Raw genomic sequence first — 11331 nt, forward strand, 5'->3', positions numbered from 1 at the left:
GCCTCGCTGTGACACCCGTACTGTATGAGACACCGAATCGCGAGCGGGATATGCGCTTTACTCCTCCTGTTGGCAGTCGCGTCTGTCTCCGTAGGTGTCGCCACCGCAGCGGACGCTGGGCAGTACACTGCGTACACAGCGACGGGTAACGACACTGAACCGACAATACAATCGGCCCAGTTCCCACAAGCTATCGGTGAAGGGCCGAACGACACCGCGTTCGTCTGGGAGCGTATCGACGGTGAGCGCGCGAGCGGCTATCCCATCACAGTGACCGCTAGTTCGTCGCAGGCGAACCTCTCGGTCTGTACGCATGCCAACGGCTCAGCGACGTGTACGCCGGTCGGTCCGAACGGGACGGCGACTCTTATGACCCCCGGGACCGTCGGTCTCGACACTCTCTCTGTTTCTCTCTACAATACGAGTTCCGACACCACGGTGGATCGGCAGTCGGTGTCTCTCCAGCCGATTCAGCGTACCGGCGACGTTGACGACGACGGACTCAACAACAGCAACGAGATAGCGCGCGGGACGAACCTCACCGACGCCGACACTGATGGCGACGGCCTGTCGGACGGTGTGGAGGTCAACCAGCACGGGACGGACCCGACGGTTGCGGACACTGACGAAGACGGTCTCGCCGACACGGCCGAGATCAGGCACGGGACCGATCCGACCAACGTCGACACGGACGGCGACGGGCTGACGGACGAGCGCGAAATAGCCGTCGGAACGAACCCAACCGTCGTTGATACCGACGGCGACGGCCTCTCTGACCAACGAGAGGTCTCGGGCAAGACCGATCCGACGGACGCGGACACGGACAACGACGGCGTCGTTGACGGCCGGGAACTGGAGATCGGCACGAATCCGGTCGCGGAAGATACTGACGAGGACGGCGTTGCCGACGGCCGCGAGCTCTCGCTGGATACGAACCCAACGGTAGCAGACACCGACGGCGATGGTCTCACGGACGGGCAAGAACTTGACGCGGGGACTGACCCGATGGTGGCTGACACCGACGGCGATGGTCTCGACGACAGCGAGGAACTGGATAACGGAACCTCTCCGGTTACTGCTGATTCGGACGGTGACGGTCTCAGCGACGGGCGGGAGGTCTCGGAGCTCGGAACGAACCCGCTGGCGGCCGATTCGGATGGCGACTTCCTGTCCGATCCGCAGGAACTAGCCTGGGGAACGAACCCGAACAGCGCGTTGACGCCCGCCTGGGTCACGAGCTCGCTTCTCGGATTCCTCATCGGGACCGGACTGACGGTTCTGGCGATCAGGCGTGGCTGGGTCACAGAACTCTCCACAGCGGCCAGACTGTTCGTCTATCGCCGCCTCGAACTGGACCGGGATATAATCGAGGTCAACCGTGAAATCGAGGCAAGGGACGGGGAACCGTCCGACAGTGCGGGCGTTGACGCCGACACCGCGGCTGCGGCCTTCGAGCAAGCCGACAGGGAGTTCACCCCCGACGAGCGCCTCGTCAAACTGATGCTGCGGGCCGAGAGCGGCCGTATGCACCAGACCGACATCGTCGAGGCGACGGACTGGTCGAAAGCGAAGGTCAGCCGCCTCCTCTCGAAGATGGTCGACGACGACGAGGTCGTGAAGATCCGGCTCGGTCGGGAGAACCTCATCTGTCTGGAGCGGGCAAAGCCCGCAGCCGCGAACTCGCCCCACGCGGGCGACATCAAGCCGCCGACACCCGGCGGATAACCCGGCTCCACCCCCGAGAAAGCCGGGTCGATAGTGACATCGCCGTCTTGTTCTCCTGATTTCATACAAGGTTCTAAAGAAAGGAACTGTCCGTCACCGTCACCGAGTTCGGTGTCGTATCCGCTTGTAGCGTCGACGGGCACCAAAATACGCTTCTTTCGGCTATTGAGGCCTTCTATCTCCCACTAATGGCAGATTCGAGTGGGAGATGGGAACCTCGCCGAAACTGTGTAACTGTCTTTTTGAAGACATTATTTGCGGTCGTCTCGACGAAACGGTTCGGTATGCTGTGTGAAACAGTGGTGGAAAAGACTCTCTGCTCTAAATTCCGATAAGCGGGCTTCTCAGACCCTCAAAATCGGTATTTACTATATCATGCTCGGGGTAAGTCAGCCATTATCGACCCGTTAAATCGGTGAAACAGTCGTAACCGGCGGAACAGTCGACCCGGTATATGTCGGTTGCTGGAAAAGGGAGAAGCGAACATGTCGATAGCTGAAACAACTACCGAACCCGCGACAACAGAGACCGAGGAGTCTGCGAGTGACGGGTCGGCGTCTGAGGAACCCGAATCAGACGACGAACTCACTCGCGATGACCTCTTTCACGTACTCCAGTGTCGTCGCCGCCGCCTAGTGCTCAAGTACCTCCACGAATACCCAGGCGATGAGCCGGCGGATATGAGCGATATCGCCGAACACATCGCAGCCCTGGAACACGATACGACCGTCGACTCGCTCCGCTCGAAACAGCGCCAGCGCGTCTACATCGCGCTGTATCAGTCACACCTCCCGAAGATGGACGACGCGGGCGTTATCAACTACAATCAGGACCGCGGACTTGTCGAAGCAACGGCGCTCGCGGACTCCTTCGACGGGTACCTCGACGAGGAACCATCGCTCCTGTCGACGACATCGCCGGCTGCGGAGTCGTCGCCGTCGACCGAGTCTGTCACGGACCACGATCAGACCGGTGCCCGCGCGACGACCGATGAGCAGTGGTCCAACCGGTATCTCGGGACCGCGGGTGCCACGCTGGTGGCAGTCGGTGGACTCGCGCTCAGCGGAACCCCAATGGCAGGCGTCGCGCTCGCGTTCGTCGTGAGCGCGGCGTTTTTCGTACTGGCGCTGAGCCATCGGCTCTCACTCTCGGGACCGCAGTCGCTCGCTGACCGTCTCAGATCGGCTGTTCGTCAGCGGCCGTAAACCGCATACTGGACAGATGCGCACACACAGCGGCACATCCGGAGGGCGATGAACCGCATGCTACAAACGGTCGGACTCGACGCTATCATCGATGGTGGGGCGACGGCAGGCCCCCCAGCTCATGACTGTCTCGACGAAGCGACGATATTCGAGATACTCGGCAACGAGCGGCGACGGGCCTGTCTCCGCTGTCTTGCCGACCATGAGACAGGGCTGTCTGTCAGTGCTCTGAGTCGACAGGTGTCGCGTGCGGTCGCCGATGCAGAGACCGATAGCGAGGAGCTTTACGACAGTGTGTACATCTCACTCTGTCAAACACACCTTCTCAAGCTCGACGCTGTCGGGTTAATCGAGTACGAGCAAGACCGGAAGCGGGTCGAGCAGGGACCCGAATTCGACGCCATCAGACAGCAGTTCGAAGCGGCCCGCACACTCGATGAGCGGTCGAACGACACCGTTCGAGCCAGCACTGCTGTGAGCGGTCTGACGGTCGCGGCCGGTGCACTCGCGGTCGTGAGCCCACCAGCGGCCAGAACGGTCCTGCTTTTCGGACTCGTCGTCGTTCACTTCTTCATACTCGCAGTAACGTCCACGTCCGTCTCTCTAGGTAGCTACTGACTGCCCCTATGGGGGAGCGATGGTCACGCCGACCGAGACACAGCAGTAGTCACTTGCTACTCCAGCGAGGGGCCGCCCAGCGGCCGTGCGTACTGGACAGGGCTTTGGATGAGAGATCGGTATGCTGCTGTGTTTCGAGCTGCTGTCGACACAGAAACCTGCGAGCGACCGATAGAAGTAGGCGTCTACTGGCCAGTCACTGGCCGTAAAGAGGCATATAATCAAACGGTGGGGAGACAGACAGAGCGATATGACCGACTACGCCAGCATGCGAAAGGCGATCGAAGAGACGAAAGAATCGTTCGACGCGGTCGAACGGTTTCAGCGTCGGTCAGCACTCTGTCCTTGGATAGACGTACCGCTCCGAGAGGAGACATAGCAGGCTCCGACCCCAGTGAAAGCGTCCCGAGCGACATCTCCTCCCTGTTTTCGGTCGGTTTCGATAGCTCGGGTTCAACGGTATCGTGGTCCCGTCGCTCGCTGGACGGATGAAAATACACTTCACCCGTCGGTGGAAACGCGATGTACATGTATCAGGCGGAGGCACAGCCGTGTATATCGTAATCGTCGGCGCGGGCGAGGTCGGCTCGAACATCGCCAAGAGCCTCGCGGAAAGTCACGAAGTCGCTGTCATCGATATCGATCCTGACCGCGTGGAGGAACTGATGTATGATGCTGACGTACTCGGCATCGAGGGAGATGGCGCAGAACTCGACACGCTCTCCGAGGCCGGTCTCGAGAAAGCCGACGTGCTCATCGCCAGTACCGACGATGACGAGACGAACATCGTGACCTGCGGGACGGCGATAACGGCCGCCGATCCGTTCACCATTTCCCGCGTCAAGAGCGCGAAATTCCTCCGGACCTGGGAGAAATCCAAGGGCGCTTTCGGCGTGGATCACATGGTCGCAACGAACCTGCTCACTGCGGAGAACATCTCCCGCGTCATCGGGCTTCCCGGTGCACGTGACGTTGAAACGTTCGTCGACGGGCAGGTCCAGATGGGGGAGTTCGAGGTACTCGAGTCCAGCCCAATTACGAACCTGACCGTCGCGGAAGCCGACCGCTACGAATCTCTGACTTTCGCTGCCGTGTTGCGCGATGACGAAGTCATCATCCCGCGCGGGGAGACGGTCATCAAGGCGGGCGACGATATCGTCGTCATCGGCAGCCGCGAGAGCGTCCGCCTGTTCGCGACCGAAATCGCACCGGACTCCGAGACGACCCAGAATGTCCTCATCGTCGGCGGCAGCGATGTCGGCTATCACACCGCTCGACTACTTCAGGACCGCGGGATCAAACCGCGGCTCGTCGAACAGGACCACGAGAGAGCGCGCGAACTCGCCGAAAACCTTCGCGGGACCACCGTGCTGGAAAGCGACGCGACCGACAGCGAGTTCCTCGAACGGGAACACGTCGCGGACGCCGACGCCGTGGTCGCGACGCTCGACAGCGACGAGAAGAACCTCCTGGTGACGCTGCTTGCCAAGCGACTCGGTGCGGAGCGGACCGTCTCCGTCGTCAACTCCGGCGAGTACGTCGAGCTGTTCGAGGCCGTCGGCGTCGACGTGGCTGTCAATCCCCGTGAGACGACCGCCGAGGAAATCACGCGGTTCACCCGGGAGTACGACGCGACGAAGGTCGCAATCATCGAGTCTGATCGCGCCGAAGTACTCGAAATCGAGGTCTCCGCCGAGAGCGTCCTCGCGGGGCGCCCCATCCGGGAGTCGGTCAAGGAACTCCCGACCGGCGTGGTCATCGGGGCCATCAGCCGCGGCGGCGAACTGGTCATCCCCCGCGGTGACACGGTTATCGAACCCGGCGACCACGTCGTCGTGTTCGTCGAAGCCGCGTGCCTGGAAGCGGTCAACGACAAACTGTAGCCGTGCCGACGGGGACTGCGCCCCAAGGGATAAGCCTCGCTGTCGCCTCAGCTACCGTATGACTTCGACTGCGGACCGCATCGTTCTCTCGTTCGCTCCCAGCGCCGCCGGTGAGAATCCCTGGTCCGGCGTCGATACTGAGTGGATCGTCGACGAACTGTGCGGGGACACCTATCGGCAGTACCTCCGGCGCGCCCACGGCGGGCCAGTGTCCATCGGCGAGGAGTGGTCCGAGTTCGTGAGCTGTGGCTGTGCCACGCCACAGGACGTGGTGTTACGCGTCGAACGCGTCGATGGCGGGACGGTCCTCGGCGATGCGACGACCCTGGAAATTCACCCTCGAGCTGAGATCGAGACGGCAACCCGGTAATCGCGTTCCGATGTCACGTGGCCGGTCAACGGGTAGGACGCGTCACGACCGTCATTCCGGCGGGTATCGGGAGATATTGGGAGAAGGGAAAGGCTGATGCATGCCACTAGCACATTCCGGACTATGCCACGCGATTCCTATCAGGAGGGACTGAACTCGCTTCGTGAGGATGTCCTCTATATGTCAGAGGTCGTCCTCGAACGGCTCCGGCTGGGGCTGGATGCGCTCGAACAGAAAGACGAGGAGATGGCCCGGGAGGTCATCGAGGGCGATCACGAGATCAATCAGCTGTATCTCGACCTCGAACAGGACTGCATCGACCTGCTGGCGCTGCAACAGCCGGTCGCGTCCGACCTCCGCTTTATCGCCGCGTCGTTCAAGATCATCACCGACCTCGAACGGATCGGCGACCTCGCCACGAACCTCGGCGAGTACTCGCTAGAGGCCGAACGCGACGTCTACCCCGAGGTCGACATCCAGGAGGTCGCCGACATCACCATCGAGATGGTCGAGAACGCCATGGACGCCTACGGCGAGGAGGACGCCGACCAGTGTTACACTATCGCCGACGTCGACGACGAGGTGGACGAGCGCTGTGAAGCCGCCTCCGAGACGGTCGTGCGCGACCTCATCGAGCGTGAGATCGACGCCGACTCCAGTGAGGCCGAGATCGAGCAGCTGATGGCCGATGTGTCCCGACTCCTGCTGACGATTCGGGACATCGAACGGGTCGGCGACCACGCCGTCAACATCGCCGCGCGGACGCTGTACATGGTCGAGAACGACGACGACCTCATCTACTGAACCTTTTTCATCGTCGGGTCGCCGAAGGCGACCATTCCTCGAAAAACGTTCATGAAAAAGGCCGGAATCTCGGCCGTAGGCCTCGATTCCGGTGAAACCGCGCTCGCCCCGCTCGCGCGGTATGCAGTAACTCCAACAACCACAAACCGTGACAGCCACACACCTCCCCAGCCGACTGCGTTGCTCGGCTCGCAGTGCTCGCCTGCGCGACTCGTCCCTCGCGCTTGCGACGCGGCCGTCGCCGCGACGGCGCGCGCCAGACCTCGGTTTTCGTAATCCGTCGCCTACTGCGGGGTCTCGGGCGTGTCGTCGCCCATAAGCCCCGAGTCAGTGATGCGGAATTGCGCCGTGTCGCCGGCCGGTTTGGCGCGGTGTTTCTCCAGGGTGGCGCGACGATTGCCGCCGCGGAACCGGTCGAGGCGGACGATTGCGCCCGACCAGTGGTTGAGGGTGTGGCCCCCAAGCGCCGTCGAGCGGTCGCTATCCGGGTCAGTAAACACCTGATTCGTGAACAGGACGGCGATGTCGTGTTTGCGGGCCAGCGAGAGCAGGTGGGTGATCTGGCGGGCCACATCTCGGAGCGTCTCGCCGCCGTCCTCGTCGTCGCGGCGGAGCCGATAGAACCCGGTCGCGCTGTCGAGCACGATGAGTTCGACCTCGGCCGCGAACTCGGCGGCGTCCTGGACGGCTTCGGTCTGCTCGTCGTAGTCCAGCGCTTCGGTGATGATGAGTCGGCCGGCGAGGTCATCAACAGTCTGGGCCGTCCCGCGTGCCCGGCCACTGGCGACCTGCTCCATGCGGGCAGCCGAGAGCCCCTCGGTGTCGATGTACAGCGCCGCGTCGCCGGCGGCGGCGACTTCCATCACCGCCGACAGCGCGAGGTTGGTCTTGCCGGCCGCCGGCGGGCCGTACACCTGCGTGACCGCGCCGCGCTCCAGCCCACCACCCAGGAGGTCGTCGATAGCGTCACACCCAGTCGGGACGTACTCGCTCACGACGGGGAGTTAGGCAGGTTCGGATAAAAACACTGGTACCTATGTCGCCGGGAGATAGCGGGCGAGTGCGGCCTCGACCGCGTCGGGATCGGCCAAGTCCGCAAGCGCGAACCGGCTGTCGAACCACCGTGACCGGTGGACGACCAGCGCGTCCGCAGTGCGGGTATAGCCCGTGTACTGCGTCCACGGGAGCAGGCGTCTGGCGACGGGAAGTCGCTGTTCGAGGCCCTCGGCCGTGACGGCGTACTCCCTGGGCTCGCTCTGCATGAAGATACCTACCCCCACCGGGAACAGTATCTGTGCGAACGTCAGCGGCCAGAGCCCCGGTGCGACGAACACCGATGCGAACCCGGCGGCACTGACCGCCCACAGCGGCAGCACCAGGGCCAGGAGGCGGTTCCGTGCCGCGCTGGGCCAGCCAGCAGTGAACACACAGTGGCGCTCGCTGTCCGCGAGGAGGGCGTCGATGTAGCGCGTGCGAGCCATCACACCTGACACGCTTCCCAGAGCCATCGCGCCCATCCCCGAAAACATGGCGAGGACACCGAAAACGCCGGCCCAGCCGAGCGAGAGTAGGCCTGCGAAGGCATACCCCAGACCGACGAGGCCGGGGACCCAGCGCGCCCGTGTCGCACCGAGACGATAGGGGAAGCTCCCGAACCGCACAGTCGCCCACCAGCCCAGGCCAGTCCCGACAGTGACCGTCGCTAACACGGTTCCGTACAGCACGGCCGGGTCTCCGGAGACGAGACGGGCCACGGCGAAGGCAGTCGGCGCTATCGCCAGCAACGCGACGTAGAGGCCGGCGACGAGAGCGAAAAGCGGGTCCCCGGATCGCTCTGCGGCGGTCTCGGCGGTGGAGGGCGGCATATCGCTACAATTCGCACGCTCGTACAAAACTCCGGGGTCGGGAGGCCACAACGGTAAGTAGACACCGGACCAAGCGCCGGCCAGTGATAGTCGTCGCCACCGAGGACTTCGAAGTGTACCACGGCGTCGTCAACGAGCTGCGCGACCGCGGCGTCGAGTTCACGACTATCGAGCCGGGTGACGAGTGGCCCGACGAGGCGGAAGTGGCGGTCATCGCGGCGGGGGAGTCGGTCGAAATCCCCGACGGCGTGGCGGTTGTGCAGGCAACCCCGGACGCCCCGCGACAGGCCGTCGAATCGGTCATCTCGACGCTTCGGGGCGGCGACGGCCGCACCGTCATCGGTATCGACCCGGGCGAACGGCCGGGCGTCGCGATTCTCAACGGCGACATGGTCGTCGCGGCGTTTCAGGTACCCGCGGCGGAGGCCGGTGAGATCGTCCGCCGGGAGGTCGAAGACGCCGTCAACCCGGTCGTGCGCATCGGTGACGGCGCGCGGCTGGTCGGCGCGCGCATCATCGACGATATCCAGTCCGTGCCGGTGGAACTGGTCGACGAAACGGGGACCACACCGTATCTCGGTTCCGGTGCACGCGGAATGGGCGACGTGCTGGCCGCGGTCAACATCGCCCGTCTGGAGGGCGAGGAGATCGAGAGCCGAACCATCGAGCCCACGGCCGGCGAACTCCAGAAAATCAAGGACCGGTCGCGGGAGGCAAGCGACACGAACCGGGCCATCAGCGAGGGGCTCGCCCGACGGGTCGCCAGCGGCGCGCTCACCGTGGAGGAGGCGCTGGCGGAACACGGTAGTGACTCGGAAGCGGCCGGCGACCAGCAGCACTCCGACACCGAACAGTCGAAGCAGAATTCGGCCGACGAGTAGCGGCTACTCGCGCACCATCCGTTCGGCCCGCTGCTGTATCTCGCGGACGGACAGCCCCGTCTGGTCGGCGACGGCCGCAGCGTCGTCGTACTCCGCGCTCACGTCGAACACCGTCCCGTCGGTGTCGCTTGCGACCTTGACCGTGACCTCGAACTGCTCGCCGTCGACGGACAGCGCGACCGTCTCGTACTCGCGGTCGGCGACCCAGCGGTGGCCGGCCCCGGACTCGCGCACGCCGAGTGTCCCGGTCGCTTCGGCGAGACGGCGCGCGATTCGCTCGGCGTCTTCTGGCTTGCAGATGACCTTGACGATGTGGCCGGGCCGGGATTTCTTCATCGTCGTCGGGACTATCGACACGTCTCGCGCCCCGACATCCGCGAGCGTGCGCTGGAGGTCGCCAAGCACTTCGGGCGAAACGTCGTCGACGTTCGTTTCCAGTACCGTGATTTCGTCGCGGCGGAGCCGACCCGCGCCGTCGCCGACCAGCGCCCGCAGGACGTTGGGACGGTCGTCGAGATTCCAGCCGCCAGCGCCGTAGCCCGACGTATCGACCTTCAGCGGCGGCAGGGACTCGGTCCCCTCGGCGATGTGGGCGAAAATCGCCGCGCCGGTCGGCGTCACCAGTTCCCTGTCGATGGGGCCGCCCTGAAGCGACCAGTCGGCCCGCTCGGCGATCTCGACCACCGCGGGAGTCGGGACGGGGTAGGTGCCGTGGCTCATCTCGACCGTGCCGCCGCCGGTCGACAGCGGCGTCGTCACGACCCGGTCCACGTCGAGGTCATCCAGCAGGAGGCAGGCCCCGACGATGTCGGCGATGGCGTCGTCGGCCCCGACCTCGTGGAAGTGTGTCCCGTCGAGGTCCGTCCCGTGGACTGACGCTTCGGCCTCGCCGAGAATCTCGAACATCGCCAATGCATCGGCTTTGACAGTCTTCGGGAGGCCCATTTCTTCGACGAGATCGACCACCTCGGCGTACGTTCGACTTGGACCGTGGCCTTCGGCGTGTGTGTGGTCGTGGTCATCGCCGTCGTGGTCGCGGGTATGGTCGTTGTCATCGCCGTCATGGGTGTGTGAATGACTGTGCGAGTGCTCGTCGTGCGTGTGTTCGTGTGAATGCCCGTCGTCGTGGGCGTGGTCATGGAACCCATTGCCGTCGCTATCAGCGTCAGTCAGCAGTACCTCGACACGCGCCGCAGCGATTCCGCAGCGATCCACTTCGGAGACGGCGTACTCGATAGGAAGTTCGTCTTCGACCGGCGACAGGGCGTCGCGGTCGGCCCCGGCGGCCAGCAGCGCGCCAAGCAGCATATCGCCAGCCGCACCCATGCGGCCGTCGAAAGCGAGTGTTCGCATACCCGGAGGCTCAGGCCGCGCCAGTAAAAGCCCTCCCGCTACGCCCTCAGGCCCGGCGGACGATGTGTACGTCGTAGTCCTCGCCGTCCGTGACCTCACCGATGGGGACGACGATGTCCTCGGTGTCGTCGCTGCCGAGGAACACGACGCTGGCGTCGACATCGCGGGCGGTCTGTCTGATCGTCGTCGACAGTTCGCTGGTGGAGTGGGCGCTCACGTCGTCGTAGCGGAGTTCGGCGTCGTCGGTCGCTTCCTCGATCTTGCGCCGGAGATCGTCAGCGGCGGTCTCGGCGGCGAAGTCCTCGGTCGGATCGACCCGACGGCGGCGCTCGGCGTAGTCGCTCCCCGTGGGGATGAACGCAACGGCGACAACGTCCTCGCCGAGCGCTTCGGCGTAGGTGACAGCACGGTCGAGCGCGGCGTCTGCAAGCGGTGATCCGTCGAAGGGAACGAGAAATACCATACCGGCGCTATCGTGCCCAGCCTTATGAAACGCGGCGGTGGCGGCAGCCTGTGTCACTCCAGCCCAAGCCGAGGGCTATTAGCCCAGGCTGTGCGGTGTGTTATTACGTATCATATAAACCCGTCGCCGTATGTCTTGCCCGCCGGTAGCATAAAGCATATCTC

12 protein-coding genes are annotated in these 11331 nt (G+C 64.0%); 8 read left to right on the plus strand and 4 right to left on the minus strand.

The window, feature by feature from the left end; all coding sequences use genetic code 11:
* Positions 1 to 24 precede the first annotated feature (24 nt).
* From NDI54_RS06390 to phoU, 7 genes are all read left to right on the plus strand, one after another.
* Positions 25 to 1725 carry a helix-turn-helix transcriptional regulator gene (locus NDI54_RS06390; RefSeq protein WP_310895624.1) on the plus strand — a complete coding sequence of 567 codons (1701 nt, stop codon included), beginning with the start codon at positions 25 to 27 and terminating at the stop codon, positions 1723 to 1725.
* Positions 1726 to 2210: 485 nt separating this feature from the next.
* Entirely contained in the window at positions 2211 to 2930 is a 720-nt protein-coding gene (locus tag NDI54_RS06395; protein ID WP_310895625.1) for a DUF7344 domain-containing protein, read from the plus strand.
* A gap of 57 nt (positions 2931 to 2987) precedes the next feature.
* Positions 2988 to 3548, plus strand: coding sequence for a DUF7344 domain-containing protein (locus NDI54_RS06400; RefSeq protein WP_310895626.1), 561 nt, complete (start codon positions 2988 to 2990; stop codon positions 3546 to 3548).
* A 250-nt stretch (positions 3549 to 3798) separates the two neighbouring features.
* Positions 3799 to 3927 (plus strand): hypothetical protein, encoded by a 129-nt coding sequence (locus tag NDI54_RS06405; RefSeq protein ID WP_310895627.1) that lies wholly within the window; start codon positions 3799 to 3801, stop codon positions 3925 to 3927.
* Positions 3928 to 4099: 172 nt separating this feature from the next.
* Complete coding sequence (gene trkA, locus NDI54_RS06410; RefSeq protein ID WP_310895628.1) at positions 4100 to 5431, plus strand: Trk system potassium transporter TrkA; 1332 nt, start codon at positions 4100 to 4102, stop codon at positions 5429 to 5431.
* A gap of 58 nt (positions 5432 to 5489) precedes the next feature.
* The gene (locus tag NDI54_RS06415) at positions 5490 to 5801 is read left to right on the plus strand and encodes a hypothetical protein (RefSeq protein WP_310895629.1); all 312 of its coding nucleotides are present in this window, start codon (positions 5490 to 5492) and stop codon (positions 5799 to 5801) included.
* Positions 5802 to 5924: 123 nt separating this feature from the next.
* On the plus strand, positions 5925 to 6605 hold the full coding sequence (gene phoU / locus NDI54_RS06420) for a phosphate signaling complex protein PhoU (protein WP_310895630.1): 681 nt from the start codon (positions 5925 to 5927) through the stop codon (positions 6603 to 6605).
* 284 nt (positions 6606 to 6889) lie between these two features.
* Here the strand turns inward: phoU and radB are convergent, their stop codons facing one another.
* Both radB and NDI54_RS06430 read right to left on the minus strand, forming a co-directional pair.
* Complete coding sequence (gene radB, locus NDI54_RS06425) at positions 6890 to 7600, minus strand: DNA repair and recombination protein RadB (protein WP_310895631.1); 711 nt, start codon at positions 7598 to 7600, stop codon at positions 6890 to 6892.
* Positions 7601 to 7639: 39 nt separating this feature from the next.
* Positions 7640 to 8470 carry a hypothetical protein gene (locus NDI54_RS06430; protein ID WP_310895632.1) on the minus strand — a complete coding sequence of 277 codons (831 nt, stop codon included), beginning with the start codon at positions 8468 to 8470 and terminating at the stop codon, positions 7640 to 7642.
* 83 nt (positions 8471 to 8553) lie between these two features.
* Here NDI54_RS06430 and NDI54_RS06435 point away from each other — a divergent pair, with 83 nt between their 5' ends.
* Complete coding sequence (locus NDI54_RS06435; protein WP_310895633.1) at positions 8554 to 9351, plus strand: hypothetical protein; 798 nt, start codon at positions 8554 to 8556, stop codon at positions 9349 to 9351.
* 3 nt (positions 9352 to 9354) lie between these two features.
* Here NDI54_RS06435 and larC read toward each other — a convergent pair whose 3' ends face one another.
* Together larC and NDI54_RS06445 are read right to left on the minus strand one after the other, a co-directional pair.
* A complete protein-coding gene (gene larC / locus NDI54_RS06440) occupies positions 9355 to 10704 on the minus strand; it encodes a nickel pincer cofactor biosynthesis protein LarC (RefSeq protein ID WP_310895634.1) in 1350 nt (449 codons plus the stop codon).
* Between the two features lie 46 nt (positions 10705 to 10750).
* On the minus strand, positions 10751 to 11167 hold the full coding sequence (locus NDI54_RS06445) for a universal stress protein (RefSeq protein WP_310895635.1): 417 nt from the start codon (positions 11165 to 11167) through the stop codon (positions 10751 to 10753).
* Positions 11168 to 11331: the final 164 nt, after the last annotated feature.

Origin of the sequence: Haloarcula terrestris (assembly GCF_031624315.1) — an archaeon.
Taxonomy (GTDB): Archaea; Halobacteriota; Halobacteria; order Halobacteriales; family Haloarculaceae; genus Haloarcula; species Haloarcula terrestris.